Source organism: Bacillus sp. RC240, from assembly GCF_044907945.1.
Classification (GTDB): Bacteria; Bacillota; Bacilli; order Bacillales; family Bacillaceae_G; genus Bacillus_A; species Bacillus_A mycoides.
The window spans coordinates 702,289-727,556 of sequence record NZ_JBIYCT010000001.1 but is presented as its reverse complement, the minus strand read 5'-3'; the positions used below and the strand labels follow the sequence as shown (position 1 = coordinate 727,556).

The window sequence follows — 25,268 nt, the reverse complement described above, 5'->3', positions numbered from 1 at the left end:
TATTTTATATACAAAAAACCTGTAGAGAAAACATTCCCTACAGGTTTTTCTTATCTCGTATTTATTATTTTCTCTTTATAACTCTTCAATTTACTCGCCAATCCTATTAAAGCTGGTAACAATATCGGCATTACAATTAAAGCTAATAGCATAAGGGCAATGCCAACAACTAATGCCACTTGTATTAGCGTCAATACTCCTGAAGGGATTAATGCAGCAAATGTTCCGCCTAAAATAAGTGCCGCTGATAATACGACTCCCCCTATGTGACGAGATGCATTTACAATTTTCGTTACTGAATTCCCTTCTAGCTCATTGTATCGCATCATTACGAAAATGCTATAATCCACACCTAGAGCGACAATCATTATAAAGCTAAAGAATGGAACATTCCAGCTTAATGACTCTACGTTTAATAAGTGTGAACTAATTTGTTCACTTATACCAAGTGAAGCAAAGTAAGCTAATATTAATGATCCAATAATAAAGATTGAATTTAAGAATGAGCGTGTAATCACGATTAATACAAGCGAAATCCCTAATAACATAATCGTAGCAGTACGTAAGAAATCTTGCCCGGTTACTTCTTTTAAATCAACGTTTCTAGCTGTTGTCCCGCCGATCGCTTTTTTCACCGATTTTAATTCTGTACCATTTAACGTACCATCTATCGTTTTATTAATCTCTTGTATGATTGGCATCGCTTCTTTTGAATACGGATTTACGTCTAAAATAATTGTCATTTTAGCAATTTTTCTATCATGTGACATGTACGTATTCAATGCTTTTTGGAAATCTTCTCCCGCTAAAACTTCTTTTGGAATATAAAATTTCTCAGAGTTTTTTGATTCATTAAGCTCGCCTAAATATTTCTGAGCATCCCCTAGGCCGTTACTTATCTTTCCAAGCCCTTCTGTACTTTTAGATAAGCCTGATTGTAATTGCCCCATCTTTTCTTGCAAATCTTTAAGCCCTGTTAAAAGTTGCCCTTGCCCATCGTTTATTTTCGTTAATCCGGATTGTAACTCAGTTGATTTGTTCGCAATTTGTTTTGAACCTGTAGCCCCTTCGCTCAATCCTTTGTTCAGCTCAGCAGCTCCTTTTTGTAACTTGGTAACTCCATTGTTCATTTCTTTTAAACCGTTATCTACTTTCAGTAACGATTGATTCGCTTCTTTAAACGAATTCATCGCTGCTTTATGCTGCACCGCCAATTGATTTAATTCTTTTGAAAGTCCAGTTAATTGTTTTTGAGCTTCTTTAGCAATTCCTAATGTTTGCTGCACATTAGGATCATTTGCTAATTCTGGTTTTGTTTGAATGAAATTGTTCATTAACGTTTCAATTTGTTCATATCCTTTTTTCGCACCATCAATCGCTTGAGAAATACTTCCGAAATATTGATTGTACGAACTTAAACCTTTTTCTAACTGAGCATAGCCAGCATGAAGCTGCGAAGTTGCATTTGACAGGGCATTGATATTTCCGTTTAATGATGCTACCCCATCCTCTATTTGCTTCGCCCCTTGTGCTCCATTGTTTATTCCATTCGATAATTGATTTAAAGCTGTCCCTAATGCTGATACGCCATTTTTCGCTTCATTTGTTCCATCAATTAACTTTTGAACATTTGCGAGACTATTTGAGTCATTCCCATCCATCTTATCTTTCGCATCAGTTAATCCATCATTAATTTCCTTTATACCACCATTGGCATCTCCTAAGCCTGTATTCAATTCTCCGGCTTGTTTATTTATATATAATTCTTTAATCTTATCTCCAGTTGGACGCGTCGGTGAATATACTTCTGAGACTCCTTTAACTTTCGAGATTTTATCAGTAAGTTCATCTAAAGTTTGTAAAGAAGTCGCCTCATCTAACTTTTTATCCGATTGAATGACTAACGTACTTGGTGAAGAAAAACCAGGCGGAAAATGCTCTTCTATTACGTTAATCCCCATTTTTGATTCATATTTATTATCCACTTCAAATAAATCATTGTAATTAAGCGTGTTAGAATATTTTAATACGAATGGAATCGATATCACGAATACGATAATTAAAGCGATAAATGGTCTTGCTACTGAATTTTTCGCAAAGAATCCCCATAAACGACTATCCTCATGTCCTTTAAATGTTTTAACTGGATAAAACATTCCTTTTCCTAAAAGCACCATGAAAAATGGATTTAAAGTGGTTAATACGAGTAGTAGTACTGCGACACCAATTGCTACCGCTGAAGTAGATTGATATAATTTAAAACTCGCTAAAGCAAGAGATGCAAAGCCAATTAGTACTGCTATCCCGCTATATAAAACGGTTTTACCTGCCGATTTAAACGTTTCTTTCGTAGCCAAAAATGCATTTTCTTGTTTACTTAATTCTTCTTTAAATCTTGTATATAATAAAATGTTATAGTCTGTTCCCACTCCAAACAGGACGACTACTACAAACAGTTGCGTAAAGTTTGAAAACGGAAAATTAAATTGATCTACAAGATGGGCAATAATCCCCATTGAAATTAAATACGAAACACCAACTGTAAGAAGAGAAATAATCGGAACAACTGGTGAACGGAATACAATGATTAATACTACAAGAATGAAAATGATCGAAATAACTTCTGTCTTTTTCACGCCCTCTTGAGAGGATGTAAGAAAATCACCCGCTATTAAATCACTTCCTGTTAAGTACGTTGTAACTCCTTTCGTTTGTACTTTTTTATGAAGATTATTTGCAATTTTTGATATTTTACCATGTTTTTTATCTACCGATATTTGCGTTAAAATAGTCGTATTATCTTTAGAAACTAATTGTTTCTCTAGTTCTTTATTATCTAAATGTGAAACGACTTCCTTAATTCCTAATTGCTCTTTTTCATTTTGCAGCGCGTTGATCGTTTTTGTTATTTCCTCTTTCTGTTCATTCGTTAATGCGTTTTTATCTCCACTATTAAAGACGGCTATAATTTCATACTTTTCAGCCCCTTCTTTATCCATCTCCTTTATCATCTTGTCAGCAATACTGCTTTGTTCTGTTTTTGGAATCGTGATTTGCCCTTTTTCCTTCACTAACTGATCCATATTAGGCATCGTTACGACCATTGCAATAGTAATAACTATCCATAATAGAAAAGATAAACTTCTCCAACTTTTTAGCTTGCTCATTTGAATCATCTCCTGTTATTAGAGTTTCATGGTGCATAGGGAATGAATATTCATTCCCTATTTTTGAAAATATCACTTAGGAATGAACGTTCATTCCTATTATCCTATTAAATTATTTTCCAATTCTATTGAATCACTCCCTGCGGAATGAATATTCATTCCATTAATTGTACAGATATATCATCTCCTGTAATCGTTTTTTATATTTATTTAGGAATGAATGTTCATTCCTGTCCTTATAAAGCTATAGAATCAAATGATTCTAATAGCATTCCAAGAGCTTTCTTCCAATTCTTTTACTAATTCTTTTGAGTATTCTAACTGCCCTGTCGCCATTACTTTTATTAATTTTTCAAGTGGTTGATATACAATAATAATTAAAGCAATTATAGGCAATGGACGAAGAAAACCTTTTTCGATTCCATCTTCAATAATATTCATAAAGAAGCCTATAAAATCATCAAATATTTTCTTACTCTGTTCATCAAGAAAATAACTATCACAGTGAGAATTTGTAAAAAGAAAGGCATTCACATTGTTTCTCGCAAATTCAAATAAACGGTTATACGTATGACTAAACTGTTCACGAATATTTGCTTCAACAGGAAAATCAGTTTTTATTGTTTCAGATAGCTGTAGCATACTTTTGGTAAATAATGAGTTAACGAGTGCCTCTTTATTTTCAAAATAGCGATAAATAGTACCCGCGCCAACTTTTGCTTTTTCAGCGATCATCGGAATTGTCGTACCATCGTAACCACGCTCTGCGAATAATTGTATAGCCGCTTCAAAAATGTCTTCTTGTTTATTTTTAGCCATTTTTCTCACCTCAATTTCCAGGAATGAAAATTCATTCCGTTTTTAATTATAAATTACATGAATTAAAAGTCAAGTGTGTAAATACGCTATTGAAACATTTATCAAATAACACACTCAATTAAGATATTAATACATTTTTTGCGTTATCCCATCAAAAAATTTCTTTGTATCATCATGACTTAAAACCCTCAATACATCTTGTATCTTAAAAAATTGAACTTGACTTATTTCATTATCTTTTGGATGCAAATCTATTCTGTCACCTATATATTCTACATAAAACATCGTAGTTTCTTGCTCTTCATATCCAATTTTCATTTTGAGTTCTTCAGGAAAGCCAAAGCAAATTTTATCTTCAAATTGTTTTATAACTTTAAACTTTGTAGATCCAGTTTCTTCTTCCAGCTCTCTCAAAATAGCACTCTCTAAATCATTATCTGTATGTTTCACTCTACCTTTAGGAAAATCCCATTCCCCCTTTGACATAGCATATTCTCCATCTATGTCGCTAATTTTCACCTTATGTACCAATAAAAATTCACTGTGTTGGAATACGACCGCACCTACGGCTTGCCTAATCATTTTACTTTTCCTCCTAAAACAATGATTTCACTCTATTAAATAGAAAAGTACTATAATAAAAAGTTTATCATTATAGTACTTTGTTACTCATACATAGCACATGACATTAATTAAAAGAAATCATAAATAAACGGCTTACGCACCGGCACTACATTCTCAAATGCACGTATCTCCTCTTCGCTACCGCTTATTAAGTCTATTTCATTTAATTCTAGCGGTCGCTTGTAACCAAACATAATAGTAGATAACGCATTAATATCGATTTGAATTCCATTTTCTTTTGCTGTTTCTTCTTTAACGATTGTTATTTCATTATTTTTAAGTTGAACCGTTACGTTATTCCACGGTGCAAATGAATCTGTAATATGTAAAATTACTTCTTGCTCTTCGTTGTTCCAGTTCCATTCATATTGTTTGAAAAACTGTTCTACATCTACAATTCTTCCCATGAAATATGGAGTTACTTCTGCTTTTACTCGTGGTTCTTGTAATGTGTAAAGAAGTGGTTCTGTCTCACTTAGTATCATTTCTAGATCTTTAATCATAGAATCATGTTGGCAGATGAAGTTCCAAAGACCAATTCTTGCTTCATTATGTAATGAGACAAATTCTTCTACTTTCATTTTAGAATTCTCTATTTTGTATAAAATGTAACCAGCCGCCGTTTTATTTTCATCATAGTAAACTGCCAATGTTAAATCATGATACACCGCTTGTAGCCACCATTTACGTCCGCGAACTAACATACCAGAAAATCGTTCTGCAAATGTTTCATATAGATTCTCTACTTCTTCTGGATGATTATCTTTACTAAAACGTTTCACTGTACCATTCACTTGTTTTTTAATTATTAAATCGCTCTTTGTCATCTGACATACGATTCGATTCGCACAAAGTTCCCAGCCGTATTTACGATAAAATGAAACGGCAAATGGATGTAACATCGATACACTATGTCCATCTCTTTTCATAGTTTGCAGTGAATGCTGAAGTAACTCTTTTACATATCCACTTCTTCTATATTCCGGATACGTCGCTACCCCCGCAACGCCGCCCATTTTAAACTTTTCTTTTCCTATGTAAATATGAAAAGGAATTAAGTGCAACTTTGCAGCTAACTCTTCTCCTTCCATAATACCGTATATTTGATGGCTTTCCTTCATTCGTGTAATTTGCTGCTCTACTCGTTCTTCATTTGCTTTATATTGAAAGGCATATTCTGATAAACGTAATGCTTCTCTAAACTTATCTTCTTTTAATTGTATAACGTTCATATATTTCTCCTCCATTCCTCGTTTGAATTATATCATAATTCAAACTATTGTAGTTCGGTAAGTGAAATTACGAGGATGTTTCAACAAAAGATATCGATTTAGAAACAATCTAACATAAAGGCTCTTTTCAACTGCTTTCTATTGGCGGCATAAGAATATTAAAAGCCTTGCGTTCTCTTGGGTTTGCGAAGCTAAGAGGTACCATTGAAAGTGATGAAACTTATGACAACGGCAACATTACGGGCATAAAAAAAACCAGTTGATTGAGAGAAACTGGTTCAATAAAGGTTTTATATTGGATATTCATTCAACCAAATTAATGCTTGTTCATAATCATCGAAAAATTTTACGGATTCTTTTGTATTGGATTGTTGTAAATAATTCATTATCTCCCCTTCTTCAAGGAGAAACGCAATTGCCTTACTGTGATTCAAAATGGTTTCATTGAAGAACTTATCTTTCCATGCTTTTTGAACAGAAAAATGATCTGGCGTGTATCCTTTTCTATCCACCAACAATTTGTATTTCCGACCCTCGGAAATGAATTGCTGACAAACCTGCTCGAAGCCATTAAACCATTCATAAACATCAGCTGTATTAATCTTGCCAATTAGATGGGTAACAATTAAATCCCCTGAAACTGTTGTGCTGATATTCTGTTTACTCAACTTGGAACCATCTCCCTTAGTTACAATTATGCGTAAAAATCTCATAAAATCAATAAGGATAAAATTCTTACGTAATAAAGCAACATTATTTAAGAAAAAAGCCAACATAAAAAAGCAGATACATTGCATATCTGCTTCTCATCAATTTATTTAGCTAACGTTTGAAGCTCTTCAAAAAATGTAGGATATGATACGCCTACTGCTTCTGCATCTTCAATCGTTGTTTCTCCTTCAGCAATACAGCCGGCGATCGCCAGCATCATGCCAATGCGATGATCTCCGTGACTATGTACTGCACTACCTTTTAAAGTTGATTTGCCGTAAATAATCATTCCGTCATCAGTTGCTTCAATGCGGGCTCCGAGTTTCGTTAGTTCAGCAACGACTGTATCGATACGATTCGTTTCTTTCACTTTTAGCTCGTGTGCATCTTTAATGACTGTAATTCCATCTGCTTGTGTTGCCGCTAAAGCGATAATTGGGATTTCATCAATCAGTCGTGGAATGATATCTCCACCGATTTCGATTCCTTTCAGCGGCGATGTTTCAATTGTAATATTCGCAGCAGGTTCTGATGCTCCTTCGTTAATCTGCTCTACAGTAAACGTAGCGCCCATTTTCTCAAGAACATCAATAATACCTGTACGAGTCGGATTCATTCCCACATTTTGTAATAGTAGTTTACTATTTGGAATAATTGCACCTGCTACTAAGAAAAATGCCGCTGATGATACGTCACCTGGCACATGAACGTCTGTTGCTGTTAACTTCTGCCCACCCGCTAGTTTTACAGCTTTCCCCACGCGAGTTACCTTTACACCGAACGCTTCAAGCATTCTTTCCGTATGGTCGCGGGAAATATGCGGTTCTGTAACAGTTGTTACACCTTCTGCACGAAGTCCTGCAAGTAAAATAGCTGACTTTACCTGTGCGCTTGCTACAGGTGAAGTGTACTCAATTGCTTTTAAATCTCCGCCACGTATTGTGAGCGGCGTAAATGTTCCTTCTTCTCGGCCATCAATTTTTGCGCCCATTTGTTTTAATGGATTTGTAACACGTTTCATCGGTCTTTTTGCGATAGACGCATCACCTTGTACGCAAGAGAAAAATGGTGTGTTAGCCAAAATCCCTGACATTAATCGGATCGTTGTACCAGAATTACCAACATCTAATACAGCTTTTGGCTCTTGCAAACCTTCTAATCCTTTTCCAATTACCGTAACTTCTTCTCCATTTTGCGTTATCTCTACTCCCATTTCTTTAAAACAAGAAATAGTACTTAAACAATCCGCACCAGGAAGAAATCCTTTAATTGTTGTTTTACCTTCCGCGATTGCGCCAAACATGACAGCGCGATGGGAAATTGATTTATCTCCAGGGATTGTAATTGTGCCATTCAATCCGTTATTTACAGTTTGTACTCTTTTTTCTTTCACGTTGTCACCCTCCTCATTAAATTGTTTCATACGTTTGGTATTCTTCTTTTCCGAGCGCAATTTTTGCCTGCGTTCGATCCTCTTCTCTTTGGAAACTAATTCGTAAAACTCCGAGCAATCCTTCTCGCGCTTCTAATATTTGCAAGTTCGTAATACTAATTTCTTCTTCTGCTAGAATGCTCGTGATATGGGCTAATGCCCCTACTTTATCTAAAACGTCGACGTATAAGTCGTGATAGGCAGGAATCGCCCCTCTTTTTCGAACTGGTAAAGAGTCACGATATTCTTTCGCATCTGCAAAATAACTTTGTATTTCTCCTGCATCTCCTTTAGAAACCGTCTTATATAGCTCTTCCATTTCTGAAATCCATTCTTCTAATAGTTCCAATAAATGCCCGCGATTTTGCTTTACGATATCACTCCACATTTTCGGACTACTTGATGCAATACGTGTTATATCTTTAAATCCGCCTGCCGCTAGTTGATGAATAAGCGGATTATCACCAGCATGTTTCTCAACTTGTTTTACTAATCCTGCTGCAATTAGATGCGGAAAATGACTAACTATTCCTGTTATATAATCATGTTCTTTTGTATTTAATACAAGAAAATGAGAGCCTGTTCCTTTTAACCATTCTTTTAGCTCGTCTACTTGATCCGCCTGCACGTGATTCATTGGCGTTAAAATGTAAAATGCGTTTTCAAAAAGGTGTGCCTTTGCACTTTCAACTCCTGTTTTGTGAGAACCTGCCATCGGATGACCGCCGATAAACGAAACTTTCTTTGTTAATAAAGCTTCCGCTTCATTCATGATTGTCCCTTTCGTACTTCCTACATCGGTAACAATGACATCTTCTCGTAAATGAAATGATGCAAGTTTGTGTAACAACTTTTTCGTTTCTTCAACTGGAGAGGCAAATACAATTAAATTTGCCTCCTCACATGCACGCTGTAAATCTACTGCTACTTCATCAACTACATGTAATTCTTTTGCGCGCTCTACTTGCTCTTTAAATATGTCATAACCGATAATCGTTACATCGTGCTCTTTTTTAATCGCTAATGCAAGAGAGCCTCCTATTAATCCAGTACCGATTAATACTACCTTTTTACACATTTGCCTCATCTCGAGACTTACCTTTTTTATTTTCAAAGTGTTGTTTTAACACTGAAATCACTCCTTCATTTTGTTCCCTAGTTCCGATTGTAATACGGACACCATTTGGGAACGGACGAATAATAAACCCTGCATGCGCACAAGCTTCATAAATTTCCCCAGCATCATCTACCGGCAAGAAGATAAAGTTCGTTTGCGACGGATAAAATGGAATTTCATTTTCCGTACAAAAACTCTCGTATTGTTGTAATCCTTCTGTATTAACACGAACTATTTCTTCAATAAACGCTTCATCGTTAAAAGCAATCGTCGCTGCTTTTTGCGCTAATGAAGATACGTTAAATGGCAAACGTACGACATTTAATTTCTCGATTAACTCTTCCTGTCCAATCGCATAACCAACGCGGAAAGAAGCTAATCCGTACGCTTTAGAAAACGTTCTAAGTACAAGAATGTTGTTATGTTTTTCTAAAAGCGGTAATGTCTCAGGGAAATCTTTTGCTGTTACGTATTCATAGTACGCTTCATCAATGACAATTAACGTATTTTCACTAATGCTTTCAATGAATTGAGTCAATTTTCGCTCATTCACATATGTGCCTGTCGGGTTGTTCGGATTACAAATCCATACGATTTTTGTATGTTCATCAACTGCTGAAGAAATTTCATCTAGATCATATACACCGTTCTTTAAAGCAATTTCTTTCACTTCACAGCCTTCAATAATTGCATGATGACGGTACTGTGGGAATGTTGCACCAGCCGTAACAATATTATCTCCTTTACATAGTACTGCACGACTTATAATTTGAATTACTTCATCAAGACCACTACCACAAAGCACTTGTTCCATTTGAACTTGTAATTTCTCTGCAATAGTTTGACGGAGTACTTCAGCACCTCCGTCAGGATATAAAGCATGTTCCTCCCACGATTTTTGTAATTCTCCTAAAACACGAGGTGAACAGCCAAATGGATTTTCATTTGATGCTAACTTAACAAATGAATGATTCCCGTATACTTCTTTCATTTGCTCTGGTGATTTACCTGGTTTATACGGTTGTAATGATGATAGTTGATCTTTTACTCGCATGTTAAATCCACCTTTTCATTAAAATTCTTTTGCGTATTTGTTATGTTGCGAAATATTTTGTTTTAGTAATTCCATGCGATCTTTTCCGAATTGCTCGACTAGTGCACCGGCAAGTTCCCATGCAACGACAGCTTCAGCTACAACACCTGCTGCTGGTACTGCACAGCTATCAGATCTTTCAATACTCGCTTGGAACGCTTCTTTCGTATCAATATCTACGCTTGCTAACGGTTTATATAATGTAGGAATTGGCTTCATTACGCCTCTTACGACAATTGGCATACCTGTTGTCATACCGCCTTCTAAACCGCCGGCATTATTCGTATTTCTCGTGTATCCTTTTTCTTCATCCCATAAAATTTCATCGTGCACTTTACTTCCTGGCTGTCTTGCCGCTTCAAAACCAATTCCGATCTCAGCACCTTTAAATGCATTCACGCTCATAATAGCACCGGCAAGTTTTGCATCTAATTTGCGGTCGTAATGAACGTAGCTACCAACTCCAATTGGCATTCCTTCTGCAATGACTTCGACAATACCGCCTATAGAATCTCCGCTACTTTTCGCATCATCAATCGCATTCATCATCTCTTGTTCTACTTCTTTATCTAAACATCGAACTGGTGAGTTTTCAGTTATCGTTTGAATTTCTTCAATTGGTAAGTTTGAAATACGCTTCGCTTGTACCCCACCAATTTCAAGAACATGCCCTGCAATTTCCACGCCTAATTCTTTCAAAATTTGTTTCGCAACTGCACCAGCAGCTACACGAACTGTCGTTTCTCTTGCAGATGAGCGCTCTAATACGTTTCTTATATCACGATGGCCATATTTAATTGCTCCGTTTAAATCCGCATGTCCTGGACGTGGTTTTGTAATTGTACGTTTCATTTCTTTACTTTCTTGCTCCGAAATTGGTTCAGCACCCATTACTTTCGTCCAATGTTTGAAATCATCATTTTTTACGATTAACGTAATTGGTGAACCAAGTGTCATTCCGTGACGTACACCACTTGCAATTTCAACTGTATCTGTTTCAATTTGCATGCGTCTTCCGCGCCCATGCCCTTTTTGTCTTCTTAATAATTCTTTATTAATATGTTCCGCTGTTAATGTTAAACCTGCTGGTACACCTTCTAAAATAACTGTTAACTGCGGCCCATGTGATTCTCCAGCTGTAATATATCTCATTTCTCTTGCCCCTTTACTATTTTTTTGTACAAAAAAGTCCCTACTGAGCGCTCAGTAGGGACGATGTTTATCGCGGTACCACCCTAGTTGTAGACTTCTTTCGTCTACCTCTCTTCTTCTTTAACGATCGTTTGACCGTCTTTCTCTCCAAAAGTTGGCGGGAAAGATGCTCCAAGGCTGTAATTCATGCTTACCTTTGTACTGATTCACACCGGCCATCAGCTCTCTTTAACAGTGAGATAAGCACTACTGTTTCCTCTTCAGCGCATTTATGATATGGAATTAAGATAATTTATTTTTGAAACCTTTTAACTCATCCATGAATCTATGGAATTCTGGAATATCCATTTGTTGCGCAGAATCTGATAACGCAACTGCTGGGTCTGGATGTACTTCCGCCATTACTGCATCTGCTCCAATTGCAAGTGCCGCTTTCGCTGTTGGTAATAATAAATCTCTACGTCCTGTTGAATGTGTTACGTCGACGATAACTGGTAAATGTGTTTCTTTCTTTAAAATCGGTACTGCTGAAATATCTAATGTGTTACGTGTCGCTCTCTCGTATGTGCGAATACCGCGCTCACAAAGAATAATTTGGTCATTACCTTGTGCAATAATGTATTCCGCTGCATTAATGAACTCATCAATTGTTGCTGCTAACCCACGTTTTAGTAATACTGGCTTGTTAACTTTACCTACAGCTCGTAGTAAATCAAAGTTTTGCATGTTACGTGCACCAACTTGAATTACATCAACGTAGTCTAGCGCCATTTCCACATCGTTCGGATTTAAAATTTCACTAATAATCGCTAAGTCGAACTCATCTGCTACTTGGCGTAAAATTTGTAAACCTTCTACTCCTAAACCTTGGAAATCGTATGGAGATGTTCTCGGTTTGAAAGCACCACCGCGCATTAATTTTAAGCCTTGGTCTTTCATAGCTTGCCCTACTTGGCGAACTTGCTCTAAACTTTCTACCGCACAAGGTCCCATAATGAACGTTTGTGTTCCGTTTCCAATCAATTCACCTTTAACATTAACAATTGTATTTTCTTTTTTCTTTTTACGTGAAACTAGTAATGCTTTACGGTTATCATCTTCTTGCAATTCTAAGCTAGCTTTGAAAATCGTTTTGAAAATATGTTGAATCGTTGACGTTTCGAATGGTCCTTCGTTATGCTCTGCAAGCATATCAAGTACTTCACGCTCACGTACTGGATCAAAGCGTTTCGTACCTTGTACTTGTTTTTGCTCTCCAATTTTTTGAACGATTTCACCGCGTTTGTTTAATAGGTGTAATAGTTGTAAGTTAATTTCATCTACCTGTTTACGTAATTGATCTAATTCGTGATTTGCCATTTGGAAATCCTCCTCTAATGTTTTAAAAGTATAGTAAGAGAATAAAAAATTCTCTATTTTCTGAACTGGTTAATTATACAAATTTAAAGTGGAATCGATACCTCTTCTTATTTTAAACTAATAATTACCATAAAGACACTAACTACTAGTTAATAAGCCACTTTTTTGTACAAAAAAGCCCTACTGATTCAATCAGTAGGGACGATATTTATCGCGGTACCACCCTAGTTGTAGACTTCTTTCGTCTACCTCTCTTCATTGTTAACGATCAATGTGACCGTCTTTCCCTTCATAAAGATACATATCTTTACTACGAAAAAGATGCTCCAGGACTGTAATTCGCTCTTGTTTTTGTACTGGTTCACACCAACCACCAGCTCTCTGTTACAGGGAAACAACAACTACTGCTTTTCCTTTCAATGCATGTTTATTATATTTTCAAGTTGGACCGTCAAAATACAAAAAGTCCCTACTGAATAAATCAGTAGGGACGATATTTATCGCGGTACCACCCTAGTTGTAGACTAACTTTCCGTCTACCTCTCTTCACTGTTAACGATCAATTGACCGCTTTTTCTTCATAAAGAAAATACTATCTTTACTATGAAAAAGATGCTCCAAGACTGTAATTCATGATTATCCCTGTACTGGTTCACACCAACCACCAGCTCTCTGTTACAGTAAGACTAACCACTACTGTGATCTCTTCATTGCACTTTGTTTATTCAAATGTTTTTGAAATTGAATAAGTATGATTCGTATTATAGAACGCTTTTCAAAACACTGTCAATAACTTTTTATATATTTTTTAAAAATTCCACTTCCGCCCTATGATTCCTCTTGTAAATTCTCCGTTACGATTCCGATGCGAATTATTTCATTTTCTATTAAATTTAATACATGTCTTTCTACTTCATACCTGGTTAATAGTTCTTTTATTTGTATAATCTCACTTTCAAATAAATCGGCTTCTTGACACGTCTGAAGTAAAGTAAAAAACACATTTGCATACAATTCTTTATACGCTTTCATACGCTCTTTCTTTTCAAGTATCTCTATAAACAACTGTTTCATTTCTTCTTGATTAGATTGTCCTTCCACACCTTGAAATTTACTCGAAATAATATTTAATCCTTTTTCTAAAACCTCATCCATGCATAAAACAATACGTAAAAGCATCATATATTCTCTCGTTGTTATTACGCCCATTTTCGGACGTTCTCTTAAAAACACACTAAGCCACGCTGTCCAAAATTTTTGTTGTTCCTTACCACTTAACGTTTTTACGTAGTAGCATAAATACTGCATAAATTTAATTTTATTCTCTTCGTTTTCTTGCATCAAAAGTGGATATAACCAATCTGTTTTTTGCTCCCAATATAATACGCATTTAATAAATACAAAGCTAAGCCATTTTAAAAATGCTTCTCTCGTATATGGATGTAGTGCATCTAAATGTTCTACTGCATACTTAATATATCGTCTTATTTCTGTAAACAAAGGTAGATTAATTTGCGTATAACATAATCCCGCCCACGCATATTTCGTAAGCTCACTTTCTTTCTTTAAATCTAAGTAAGGTAATACATTTTTCCGACACCATTGCTTCTCAATATGGTATAAAAACGTAATATCTGCTGTTAAACGCGCAAACATGAAATTCGTTCTTTCCGAAGTAACCCTTACCTGCTCCTCAAATAAAAATAAATATTCATACACGTTGCGATCGTATAAATGATCATATGCTAGCAGTTTTAGTAATACAGCAGTCATCTTCCCAACAGGATGCTGAATAGATTCATTGTAAAACTCTTGTTTTCCAATCTTAAAATCCGATTCCCCTCTCATAACTTGTGGAAGTACAGAAAAAGCAAAGCGTTTTACAATCCTTATACTATTTTCATCTAGCTCTTCTAATCGATTACTAATTTCATATAGAAAACTACTAATTAACCAATGAAAAGCAGTATTTCTAATAAATTTCTGCAATAACGGAATGATTTTTTGAATTTGTTCATTCGCCAAATTCCGGTTATTTCGCCACTCTCTAATACATACAAACCATACTTCATTACTAATTTCGTGCACGCCTACTAGTTGATAAGCAAACGAAATACTCCACTCTACATTCAATTTACACGCTTTTGATAACATCTCTAAAAAATGGCGTTGCTCAAAAACACCATCTCTTGAAAATTGCCGAACTTGCTCCATTATTTCATCGTCTTTCAGCTGCAGTAATCCATCAGCTGTTACATTGCATGTAATACGTTGTTCATTTGCCTCTTTCTTTGGAACACTGTATAGATCTGAAGAAAAATGGGGGTGTTTCTGTTTCATTAGCTCGTATCCTTCCGCCGTACACTTACTATTCGAATCACACGTGAATAGTAAGTCTAATACAAGACAAGCATCAAACGCCCGCTCTTCTGCAAGATACTCTAATACATGTTGAATTACTTCTTCTTTCGTTTCCTCTAAAGCATTTGCGTAATAATTCTTTAAAAGTTGAAACACTTCATGTTTACATGTGAAATCTAACAGAACATCCACATGTAACAACCACTTCAGTTTGTCATCCGCTGTAACGAATACATTATTAATCATTGCTTCAATTGCAATTCGCTTTTGAAGTACACTAGCAGTTTCTATCATTTCTGTAATATAATGATTTGCTTTTTTCTCATTGTTTTCACATAAATATGTAAGACACTCTTTTACAATTTGAATTAAAAATGTAAAATCATTTTGCTGTAACTCCTGCTCTGAAATTTCTCTATCTCTTCTTTTCAGTGCATTTTGTCTTAATGACAATAGTTGTATCTTTTCTAACCCCGTAACCATAATCGGATTTGCGTAGTAAGCGATATGTGGTCTCATTTTCTCTTTCCAAATTCGCTCCACATGAGAAAAAATAGGCATCGGTATACGACTCGATTCCTCGAGTTCAATCGACTCTTGCGTATCATTTCCCCATCTTCTTACACGCTTCAATTTAAGTTTCCCGTCTAAAATAAACGTTAATAGCAACAAGCCAATTTCTTTATGCTCAGGGAAAGAACATTTTTGCAATAAATATGTGATCATTTCAATAGAGCTACTATCTTTCTCTGCTGTTTCTAATAAAAGCAATGTCCATCTTGCAAACAACAAAGGGTCCATCGTTTCTTTCGTTTCGTTTAAGTAAGTACAAATTGTTCGCCACCATAATGGGGATATTTTAGAATGATTTTTAAAAATCAATTGAAATAGTTCTTTTTGATGACTAAATAGAAATTGCTCCACCAACCATTCCGCAAGCAATTCATCTACTTCATCATAATTTGCTGTAAGCAGAAATAAATTTCTTAGTTTCCCTTCTGCTTCAAGCCATTCCACCCATTCATAATCACGAGCAAATTCAACGAAGTACCGAACGGTTTCAATTTTTTTTATTGACTGTTTTATATAGGATAATTGCTCCTGCTCTACTGATGGAGGAACGGTTACAATATCACGAATACGCATTCTTTTCGTAATATAATTATCCCCCATTAATTCCGCCCACCGCTTCACCGCTTTCACAAGCGCCTGATGATTATTTGCTTTATTCGGATACACAATCGGTCTTATCCCTAAATGCTCCCAATGATATGTATTATCACCTTGTGCGACGAAAGCATAACGCCTTGTACTCGGTGGTAAGCCTGTTGCTAAATATTTCATTACAGGATCATTATGACTATACCCAACGAATAAAACAGTGTAATTTGAGAATAAATCAACTAAAAATCGTCTCGCCCATCCTTCTGTTAAGTAAGCCCTTCCAAAATCACCATCCGTTAAAATTAAAGCTTCTTTCTCTTGTTCTACATTCCCATGTATGTAAGCCAACCCTTTAAACGCTCTCCCTGTCGGTAAAGCAGGTGCATAATAAATATTCAGCTCTCTATTCATTTCTGTAATTACAGACGTAAAATGTTGATCAAAGTTTGTCGTTACAATTCGAACATCCGTATCTAACGGAAACAGCTTTGGAATCGCATAGTGTAATGGATTTGGTTTTGATTTTTCTATATTAACGAGGTCTCTTGCAACTTGATGCACATCTTTCGTTTTCGCAATTTTACCGAGATAATAATCGTGGGGTTCTGTCATCTCACGCCTTTCGACATATAAAGCTTTCGAAATTTCATCAACTAAATCATCGAAATTCGGTAAGTTTGATTTCCCCTTCATAGAAACTCCTGCTCCAACGAATAATACTAACTTACCTTGTTCAAGGTGATCGATTAACTCATCTGGAATTTCTACTTCTGAAGTTATCCACATCCCGGATTCCCCCTTACCTAAAAATGTCATACGCTCTCATTTCACTATAACATTTTTTAATTGTTTTTTTTAATATTTAGATAAAATTTCAGCATGATAAAGTTTTATATAAATTAAACCGTTCCAATGTATGAACTCCTGAATTTATTGTAAAACTATGTATAAATGGGAGGTGTAAATATTGAGTGATATTACTGTAATACTTATCAAATTTATATCATGCATCATCGCTTTTAGTATCGGACTAGCTCTATTTTTCCCAGCAACGCTCGTCCAAATCATTTCTTTTAGTCTCTTCGTCACAATCGTTTCTTATATGTTTGTTGATAAAATTATTTTAAATCGAATTGGCAATTCCGCTGCCATTATGACGGATTTCTTACTTACGTATTTAAGCGTTTGGATTTTTGGTAATATTTTATTAGACAACTACATGCAAATTGCATGGGGCAGTATCCTTTCTGCCATCGTCTTTACATTATCAGAAGTAATCGTCCATCGCTTTTCTAATTCCCACACAAGGCACAGCAATGATAACATTCGAATTAATCGCCGGTTTGCATATGGCACGGAGTTTGCTGAAGAACAGAATGTGTTGGATAAAGATAAGAAGAAATAAAGCCATAATTACTGGTGCAAAAAAGTAGCTGTCTCATCAGTCGAATTTTTGACGATGTGGCGCTCCTTTTTGTTTTTTGTACTATCAATACGGTGAATGAAATTATATCAACGATTCGACAAGAAATATCAATTTGTCGACAACGTTTGATAGGCTATCTTCAAATAAAAAAGCTGCCCCATTAAGAGACAGCAACTTCTGTAATTACGCTTTTACTTTTAAATCTTTTAACGTAATAACATCTGCAAATGATCCAAATACAACATTATGATGTTTTACAATATCTTCAGCGCGTAATACATCTGTGTCAAATGTACTATGTGCATCACTTACTAATGTTACTTTATACCCTTCACTAAACGCTCTTCGCGTTGTCGTATCAACACAGTACTCTGTTTGCATTCCTGAAATAATAACATGCTCAATCCCTTTTCCTTGTAACACTTCGTTTAAGTTTGTCTTATGGAATGAGTCTGGAGTCGTCTTTTCAACGACAAGCTCCCCTTCTCGCGGAGCAATCGCCGCATGCACTTTCCAGCCATCTGTACCTTTTTCTAACGGATGACCTTTTGGCCCGTTATGTTGTACATAAATAACCGGAATACCATTTGAACGACATTCCCCAATGAGCTCTTGCAACGTTTCTAAAAACTTTTCCCCATTATGTACTGGGATTCCTGCTGTATACATACCCGCTTGCACATCAATAACTAGTAATGCCTTTTTCATTTCACACAGCTCCCTTTATTTTTATAAGCCCCTGCATATTTATTATAATTGTTTATATTCTACCATCCAACAATCTTCTAATTTCCCCTCATGCAGTTCATGTTTCTTTAATATCTTCACCTTTTTAAATCCGCACTTTTCATAACAGCTTATCGCACGTTCATTATTTACTCTAGGATCCATCGCGATTGCTTCCGCACCCAATTTCTCCATAATGTATGTAATAGCTGCTTGAACAAGTTTTGTTCCAATTCCTTTTCCCCAAAAAATCGGTTCACCGATAAATTGGTCCATTCCCCATACATTCTGCGATTCTCCATATCCATATAACGCTTTCCATTCAGAATCAACTGGATACATTTGAATGTAACCGATTGGAACGGCATCAAATTCTATTAAACATCTTTTTTCATGACCGTTTGGATGATGTATAAAATGATCAAGCACCTTTTCTACAGATTGCGGATTATCTCGTCCTTCGTAATACTGCAGGACTTCTGGATCTGTTAACCATTTAGAGATGATAGATGCATCTTTGTCATTAACATATCTAACAGATAAATTCCCTTCTTGAAATAGCATGTGACACCTCTATTGTTCATTTATATTTTTTCTTGCTGTTAAATCTTTAATTGCACCTATTAATGCATATGGCAGTAATGTAATGGTGAAAAATGCTGTAAATACATTAAATTGCGGAATTTGATATGGTGTGAACCATTCTGTGAAAAATTGAGAATTTAATATTCTATTAAAAAATTCTCCGCCAGGTCTAAAGTTTGGTGCCCATGCAGTAACTTCGCAAGTAATAAATAGTAATTGTACAATTAAAAATGCTCCTAGATAGCGAAACCACGTCCGCTTCCATATAGGCTGTGCCTTTTTCATGTATCTCCCACCTGCTTCATCCTTCCTTTATTTTTCATCACATTAATTATACACTTTATTTTGTAAAAAAATGTAAAAAAATTGTAAATAATACACGAAACACTACAATTGAAAACTACTTCTACTTTTATAATTTATATGTTGTCAGCGAATTCGTTTAACAGTTCGCCCTGACAACCCTAGCTGGACAAAAGTTTTATAGCAAAATATGATTTGCCGATTACAATCTTTTAACTTACGATGAGTTTACCTATTCGCTATTCGCTGTATCTTTACAAATAAAATTTAAACTGTTCAACCTAGAACAAATCCCCTAAACTATTACTTAACCAACTAAGAGATTGTCTCACATAAAGCGATTTGAAAAATCAATACAATTTGGAGATGAGACTTTGAAATCAACATTAATTATTCTTCGAGGAAACTCCGCAAGTGGCAAAACAACAATCGCAAAAGAACTGCAAGAGCATTTTGGCCAAGGGACACTACTAGTCTCTCAAGATGTCGTGCGTAGAGACATGTTAAAAGTGCACGACACAATGGGTAACTTATCTCATGATTTACTATTTGAAATTACGAAGTATGGAAAAGGAAAATGTGAATTTGTTATTTTAGAAGGTATTCTAAACAGCGGTAGATATGGAGATATGTTAAAAGAATTAATACATTATTTTGACGACGCACATACATATTACTTCGATTTATCACTAGAGGAAACCATTAGACGACATAATACAAGAGAAAAACGGCATGAGTTTGGTGAGGATTTATTAAGTAAATGGTATAACCCTCACGATACAATTGAAGTTGATAAAGAAACTATTTTTACAGATGATTTCATACAAAAAGACATCTTTCATACGATTCTTAATGATGTGACACATCAAAAATAAGACTGACTTTTTATGTCAGTCTTATTCTTTTATGTTCCTTGAATTTCAGTTTTCATAACGGAACAATCTTTACATACATAATAATATATATTCATTTCCCCAAACTGGAAATCAACTACTGAAATAAGTTCCCGTTCTTCAAGATCTTGTGTAATTGTAGCAACATATTTCATCTCTTTCGAACAAGTTGGACATCCTAAATCTTCTGGAACATCACCATATAAAGGCGCTCCTAACAATCTACATATATATTCCGAACCGAATAAGTCAAAAGCTTCCCAGTAACTATCTTCATTTTTCATATTCGTTAGCTTTACATTAGTTTTTGGAAGATTGACCGGTAGCTTATACTCAGCTTCCATAATCCACTCTTCCGTATTGTCTTGTTTTATTATTTGTACCGTTTTGCCCCCATTACTTAATTGAAAATATTGCGGCTCCCACACCATCGCACAATTCAAACAAGAGATGAATGGTAATACAATCAATTCAGCATTTTTAAGTTCAGCAAGTTTCTCATCTTTCAAATCAAAACAAAAAATTTGATGCATTTTCTCACCGCATAACTTACACAATGGTAATTCACAATCTTGACCACCGAAATAATGATTATATGAATCTTTCCCTTCCATTACTCTATACCCTTTTATTCCATCCCAATGTTCGCCATATAATTCCATTGTCATTTTTAATCCTCGCTTCATTTAAATCTGATCCACTTTATTATAAGAAAATAAACATTACAAGTCGTCATCTTCCTGAATAGTTTCCATAATAAAACCTTTTAAATTTGGGGCTATTTCTTCAATTTCAGCATCTTCGTGATACCAAATATATATTTCATCATCCATTATTCCGTTATTTATTTTAAAACACAATTTATCCCCTGAACCATCGTCACCAATTATAATAAGATCTTCAGGCATATGCTCATCGCTCAACTCAACGTTTTGTCTAACTATATCATCCCAAGTTTTCATTAAATTTCTATTATCTTTAATAGGATATAGTATCCATTCTCCTATTTCGGCGTTATTAACTAATTTAAAAAGATCCCTATATTGTGCTGGAAAAATAGCACCTAACTTTTCTTCGGTTTCTTTTATATGTAATTCAAATACTCCTTGTTTCTTTGTTTCAATATATCCTCTTACTTTTTTCATGAAATACACCTGTCCTTTAAACTTAATTACAATATTGTAATTCAAAATATAATTGCCAATAAACCGCAACTTCATCACTTTCAGCCTGATTACTCCAACAATTATGTTATATAAAAATGCTATGTAAATGATTTAATCGGTTTTACTTATATATTTCATTATACGTTAACTCTTCATTGCCATCATACTAGTATTCTGTATTTCCCGATAAATTTCAGTTCCACACCAAACCACAAACTCACTTAAATAAAAATAAAAATTAAAACTCAGCTCGTTCTTAATATATTTGTATTTTATAGACATAATACAAGTTTCATGTTTAATTTAAGTTTTGGTGCAGATTTAGCAACACATCCCTTAAAAATCCTATGTCAGATCAACAAAGTTTTCCAATGAATTACACTAACTCAAAAACAAAAGCCAGTCTCAATATTAGAGAACTGACTTCTATTTGGATAACTATAATTATTATAAAACTTTTACTTTAACAGTTTGCCTTCCCCAGTTCATAGCTTTACTTTTTGAACCCATTAAAACATCAATACGATTTCCTTTAATAGCACTACCAGTATCACCAGCAATAGCTTCTCCATAACCTTCTACCCATACTTTAGATCCTAATGGAATTACCTTCGGATCTACTGCGATAATTCTCATATTAGGATTTGCCGTTAAATCATGACCCATCGCAGTTAAAACGCGTCCACCATATGTACCATTTTCACTTGGATCAGCAGTATATGCTGTCGCTACTACCGTTAATTCACGTTTAGCAGACTGTGTGTTATTTTTAGATACTTCTTGTGTCTTTGTTGCTTCTTTTGCTTTCGCTTCTTCTTTCGCTTTTTCTATTTCTCGTGCTTGCGCTTCTTCCTTAGCCTTTGCTATTTCCTGCGCTTTTGCTTTTGCTTCTTCTTTTGCTTTTTCTATTTCTCGTGCTTTTGCTTCTTCCTTAGCCTTTGCTATTTCTTGTGCTTTTGTTTCTTCCTTTTCTTTTTCCATTTCTCGTACTTTTGCTTCTTCCTTAGCTTTTGCTATTTCTTGCGCTCTTGCTTCTTCCTTTTCTTTTTCCATTTCTCGTACTTTTGCTTCTTCCTTAGCCCTTGCTATTTCTTGCGCTTTCGCTTCTTCTTTTACTTTTTCTATTTCTTGTACTTTTGCTTCTTCCTTGGTCTTTGCTATTTCTTCTGCTTTCATTTCTTCCTTAACTTTTACTCTCTCTGTTACTTTCGCTTCTTCTTTAGGCTTTACTATTTCTTCTGCTTTCGTTTCTTCCTTAACTTTTACTCTCTCTGTTACTTTCGCTTCTTCTTTAGGCTTTGCTATTTCTTCTGCTTTCGTTTCTTCCCTAACTTTTACTCTCTCTGTTACTTTCGCTTCTTCTTTAGGCTTTACTATTTCTTCTGCTTTCGTTTCTTTCTGCTCTTTTGTTGTTTCTTTCGCTTTTGCTATTTCTTGTACTTTTGCTTCTTTCTGCGTTTTTACTTCTTCCTTTGCTTTAACTGCTTTTTGTACTTTCGCTACTCGCTTCGTTTTCTCTTCAGCTTTCTTTTCAATTGGTGCTGTACTTGATAGGAAAGAAACATTTGCATAGGCTGTTTTTCCTTTATACTCAAATTGCAGCCATCCATCTTTTACTTGATGTGTTGATTCAATTACATCATCTTGTTTCAGTCTGCCAAGAATTTCTGATTCTGTGTTTGCTTCAGTACGTACATTTAACAAATTTGCTGTTACATGGTAAATATCTTTTGTAAACTCCGAACTTACAAATACTTCTTTACCATTTAACTCAATTTTTGACCACCCATCTTCGGTATTTATGACTTTTAACTCTTGCCCATTTTTTACTTTTTCGACAACTTTTGATTCTGTAGTCGGTTTTTCACGTACATTGAGTACATCTGCTGTTACGATCGTTTCTGCGGTAACAGTTGTAGTAAATGCCCCCAATCCAAAAAACGTTGCTGTTGCTGCGCCAATTATTTTTTTCATAATAGCCTCCATTACATTTTTTTGAATTCTATGAAATCCTTCCATAAAATTAGGGAATTCCACAGAGTATCAAAACATTTGTAACAGTATATCAATACCACTTAATATACTGTTTTTAAAACTTCCTACTCCAATATTATCAAATTTTCATTTCTAATTCTATACATTATAAATCTATTTATCTTCTATAAACTCTTCATGACCTTCTACTTCACACTAGATAGTTGTCGCAATTCCTGCCAAAAATAAACTTACAATTGCTAAAAATGGCGTTCCAGCTATTGCACCTCTTAAGTGAAACTTATAGTCTTTATATCCTTTCATTCCCTCAGTACTAGGAATAACAACAAATCTTGGAGTAATCCAGCAAAATATAAGCCAGTCGATTATTAATAAATCTACTAAATTGAAAATCATTACAATCCCAAAAGTATGTAAATAGGCTTCAATATACAATAATTTCCCATGGTGATGTAGTATATATGTAGAAACTAAAGGCGTTCCGAAGAGAATAATATTGTAAATAATTCCGAAATAAAATGTTTGTTTTTTCTCATTTATCGATTTTGGCAAAACTACTTTTTGAATATCTTTCGGATAATCATTTAACCAAAGGCGAGGATTATAATATGTAGACCCTAATATCATAATAGACAGTATAAAAGACATGGAAATACCGACAATCACCATTTGTTCAAATTGCCCCACAAATGTCCCTCCTTATTTGAAATTTTGACGTACGTAATTCACTTAATTAGACATTGTATGCATGTTATGACTTAAAAATTATCTAATACCATTAATAAAATTTTTTCATTACAATCCGCTTTTTCCTAACATCCATTCTTATTTCTTGCAATATGCATGCAAATTTAATAAAGTGAACATCTAATTAGTGTTGTTGAATTTCGCTAATTATTACAGAGTACATATTTTCAAATTTACATAAAGATAGGATTGGTGAAACGAATGAAAATCGAACATATAGCAATTTGGGTAAATGATTTAGAATTAATGCGTACTTTCTATACAAAGTACTTTAATGGTAAAGCAAACTCTTTATATCATAACGAAGCAAAGCAATTTGAATCTTATTTTATTACGTTCGAATCTGGAGCAAGGCTTGAACTTATGCGTAAAAAAGGTATAGAAAATGAGCCTAACCTTAATATTACTGGTTATGCACATATGGCATTCTCAGTTGGAAGTGAAGAACGTGTAAATGAACTAACAAAAACGTTAAAAGAAGCTGGTTCTCCTTTATTAAATGGACCACGTTTCACTGGAGATGGCTATTACGAAAGTGTAATTAGTGATCCGGAAGGCAATCAAATAGAGATCACTATTTAACTATCGTTTATCTTTTCTGAAGAACAAATAAAAATTCGTTTGGAGGAACCCTATGCATAAACTGCATTTCAAAAAATTTGAAGCAACAGATTTTAGTCCATATTTCCAGCTCGTATCAAATGAAAGAGTGATGGCACAAATTACAGAGCGTGCTATTCCGCTAGAAGAGGCACAAAACGACTATGAAAAATTGTTAAGGCGCAATGAAAAGCATAAACTGTTTGGGTCTTATAAAGTTTATGACAGTGCAACAAATGAATTTATCGGCCTTGGACATGTAACAGTGAATGAAGATAACGTAAAAGAAGCTGAAATTGGGTATATGATTTTGCCAGAGCACTGGGGAAAAAGATATGGTAGTTATATTGCAAGAGAATTAATTGAAATAGCGAAGCAGACAGATGTAAACGTACTAAAGGCAATTATCGATCCAAATAATATCCCCTCTCGAAAAATATTAATAAACGTTGGTTTTACATCAGATGTAGTTTGTGAGATTGATGGATTACCTGGGGAAATTTTAAGTATATATATTTAACTTTATTAAGGCAATGCTGCATTTGAGATACATGTAGTGTTGCCTTTTATTTATTATCTCGATTCCCCGATAGGCC

At 34.9% G+C, this 25,268-nt stretch carries 22 protein-coding genes and 3 other annotated features; of the genes, 4 read left to right on the top strand and 18 right to left on the bottom strand.

Going from position 1 to position 25,268, the window contains the following annotated elements; all coding sequences use genetic code 11:
* Positions 1-50: 50 nt before the first annotated feature.
* The 11 genes from ABH955_RS03725 to ABH955_RS03675 all read right to left on the bottom strand — a co-directional run bounded on the left by ABH955_RS03725 (position 51) and on the right by ABH955_RS03675 (position 17,047).
* The gene (locus tag ABH955_RS03725; RefSeq protein WP_404490890.1) at positions 51-3,167 is read right to left on the bottom strand and encodes an MMPL family transporter; all 3,117 of its coding nucleotides are present in this window, start codon (positions 3,165-3,167) and stop codon (positions 51-53) included.
* Positions 3,168-3,419: 252 nt separating this feature from the next.
* A complete protein-coding gene (locus ABH955_RS03720) occupies positions 3,420-3,986 on the bottom strand; it encodes a TetR/AcrR family transcriptional regulator (protein ID WP_002084903.1) in 567 nt (188 codons plus the stop codon).
* A 126-nt stretch (positions 3,987-4,112) separates the two neighbouring features.
* On the bottom strand, positions 4,113-4,568 hold the full coding sequence (locus ABH955_RS03715) for an NUDIX domain-containing protein (RefSeq protein ID WP_404490889.1): 456 nt from the start codon (positions 4,566-4,568) through the stop codon (positions 4,113-4,115).
* A gap of 110 nt (positions 4,569-4,678) precedes the next feature.
* Positions 4,679-5,842 (bottom strand): GNAT family N-acetyltransferase, encoded by a 1,164-nt coding sequence (locus tag ABH955_RS03710; protein ID WP_404490888.1) that lies wholly within the window; start codon positions 5,840-5,842, stop codon positions 4,679-4,681.
* A gap of 290 nt (positions 5,843-6,132) precedes the next feature.
* Positions 6,133-6,639, bottom strand: a complete 507-nt coding sequence (locus ABH955_RS03705) for a SpoIIAA family protein (RefSeq protein WP_033734078.1) — start codon at positions 6,637-6,639, stop codon at positions 6,133-6,135.
* 17 nt (positions 6,640-6,656) lie between these two features.
* Positions 6,657-7,946, bottom strand: a complete 1,290-nt coding sequence (gene aroA, locus ABH955_RS03700; protein WP_404490887.1) for a 3-phosphoshikimate 1-carboxyvinyltransferase — start codon at positions 7,944-7,946, stop codon at positions 6,657-6,659.
* A 16-nt stretch (positions 7,947-7,962) separates the two neighbouring features.
* On the bottom strand, positions 7,963-9,063 hold the full coding sequence (tyrA, locus tag ABH955_RS03695; RefSeq protein ID WP_002084896.1) for a prephenate dehydrogenase: 1,101 nt from the start codon (positions 9,061-9,063) through the stop codon (positions 7,963-7,965).
* A complete protein-coding gene (hisC, locus tag ABH955_RS03690) occupies positions 9,056-10,156 on the bottom strand; it encodes a histidinol-phosphate transaminase (protein ID WP_002189978.1) in 1,101 nt (366 codons plus the stop codon). Before hisC ends, tyrA begins: the two co-directional genes overlap by 8 nt.
* Positions 10,157-10,174: 18 nt before the next feature.
* Positions 10,175-11,347 (bottom strand): chorismate synthase, encoded by a 1,173-nt coding sequence (aroC, locus tag ABH955_RS03685; protein ID WP_002013434.1) that lies wholly within the window; start codon positions 11,345-11,347, stop codon positions 10,175-10,177.
* Between the two features lie 53 nt (positions 11,348-11,400).
* Positions 11,401-11,620 (bottom strand) — a binding site (T-box leader).
* A gap of 9 nt (positions 11,621-11,629) precedes the next feature.
* A complete protein-coding gene (locus tag ABH955_RS03680) occupies positions 11,630-12,706 on the bottom strand; it encodes a bifunctional 3-deoxy-7-phosphoheptulonate synthase/chorismate mutase (RefSeq protein WP_002189979.1) in 1,077 nt (358 codons plus the stop codon).
* A gap of 194 nt (positions 12,707-12,900) precedes the next feature.
* Positions 12,901-13,135 (bottom strand) — a binding site (T-box leader).
* A 54-nt stretch (positions 13,136-13,189) separates the two neighbouring features.
* Positions 13,190-13,426, bottom strand: a binding site (T-box leader).
* Between the two features lie 108 nt (positions 13,427-13,534).
* The gene (locus tag ABH955_RS03675) at positions 13,535-17,047 is read right to left on the bottom strand and encodes a DUF4020 domain-containing protein (protein ID WP_404490886.1); all 3,513 of its coding nucleotides are present in this window, start codon (positions 17,045-17,047) and stop codon (positions 13,535-13,537) included.
* A gap of 151 nt (positions 17,048-17,198) precedes the next feature.
* Between ABH955_RS03675 and ABH955_RS03670 the strand changes: the two genes are divergently transcribed.
* Positions 17,199-17,636 (top strand): YndM family protein, encoded by a 438-nt coding sequence (locus ABH955_RS03670; protein ID WP_002032800.1) that lies wholly within the window; start codon positions 17,199-17,201, stop codon positions 17,634-17,636.
* 204 nt (positions 17,637-17,840) lie between these two features.
* On the opposite strand, the gene ABH955_RS03665 is transcribed toward ABH955_RS03670, so the two are convergent.
* The 3 genes from ABH955_RS03665 to ABH955_RS03655 are packed head-to-tail and all read right to left on the bottom strand — an operon-like array spanning position 17,841 to position 19,253.
* Positions 17,841-18,365: a cysteine hydrolase family protein gene (locus tag ABH955_RS03665; RefSeq protein ID WP_404453426.1), complete on the bottom strand. Its 525-nt coding sequence runs from the start codon at positions 18,363-18,365 to the stop codon at positions 17,841-17,843.
* Positions 18,366-18,407: 42 nt separating this feature from the next.
* Entirely contained in the window at positions 18,408-18,947 is a 540-nt protein-coding gene (locus tag ABH955_RS03660) for a GNAT family N-acetyltransferase (protein ID WP_404453423.1), read from the bottom strand.
* Between the two features lie 9 nt (positions 18,948-18,956).
* The gene (locus tag ABH955_RS03655) at positions 18,957-19,253 is read right to left on the bottom strand and encodes a YfzA family protein (protein WP_193653291.1); all 297 of its coding nucleotides are present in this window, start codon (positions 19,251-19,253) and stop codon (positions 18,957-18,959) included.
* Between the two features lie 392 nt (positions 19,254-19,645).
* Here ABH955_RS03655 and ABH955_RS03650 point away from each other — a divergent pair, with 392 nt between their 5' ends.
* Positions 19,646-20,146, top strand: coding sequence for a kinase (locus ABH955_RS03650; RefSeq protein ID WP_404453419.1), 501 nt, complete (start codon positions 19,646-19,648; stop codon positions 20,144-20,146).
* A 29-nt stretch (positions 20,147-20,175) separates the two neighbouring features.
* On the opposite strand, the gene ABH955_RS03645 is transcribed toward ABH955_RS03650, so the two are convergent.
* From ABH955_RS03645 to ABH955_RS03630, 4 genes are all read right to left on the bottom strand, one after another.
* Positions 20,176-20,832: a hypothetical protein gene (locus ABH955_RS03645; protein ID WP_404453903.1), complete on the bottom strand. Its 657-nt coding sequence runs from the start codon at positions 20,830-20,832 to the stop codon at positions 20,176-20,178.
* A gap of 54 nt (positions 20,833-20,886) precedes the next feature.
* The gene (locus tag ABH955_RS03640; protein ID WP_404453416.1) at positions 20,887-21,309 is read right to left on the bottom strand and encodes an SMI1/KNR4 family protein; all 423 of its coding nucleotides are present in this window, start codon (positions 21,307-21,309) and stop codon (positions 20,887-20,889) included.
* Between the two features lie 468 nt (positions 21,310-21,777).
* The gene (gene entB / locus ABH955_RS03635) at positions 21,778-23,304 is read right to left on the bottom strand and encodes a cell wall-binding protein EntB (protein ID WP_404490885.1); all 1,527 of its coding nucleotides are present in this window, start codon (positions 23,302-23,304) and stop codon (positions 21,778-21,780) included.
* Between the two features lie 216 nt (positions 23,305-23,520).
* Positions 23,521-24,012 carry a nitroreductase gene (locus ABH955_RS03630; RefSeq protein ID WP_078176511.1) on the bottom strand — a complete coding sequence of 164 codons (492 nt, stop codon included), beginning with the start codon at positions 24,010-24,012 and terminating at the stop codon, positions 23,521-23,523.
* A 261-nt stretch (positions 24,013-24,273) separates the two neighbouring features.
* Between ABH955_RS03630 and ABH955_RS03625 the strand changes: the two genes are divergently transcribed.
* Both ABH955_RS03625 and ABH955_RS03620 read left to right on the top strand, forming a co-directional pair.
* Positions 24,274-24,654 (top strand): VOC family protein, encoded by a 381-nt coding sequence (locus tag ABH955_RS03625; RefSeq protein ID WP_113735820.1) that lies wholly within the window; start codon positions 24,274-24,276, stop codon positions 24,652-24,654.
* Between the two features lie 52 nt (positions 24,655-24,706).
* Complete coding sequence (locus ABH955_RS03620; RefSeq protein ID WP_113937549.1) at positions 24,707-25,192, top strand: GNAT family N-acetyltransferase; 486 nt, start codon at positions 24,707-24,709, stop codon at positions 25,190-25,192.
* Positions 25,193-25,268 lie beyond the last annotated feature (76 nt).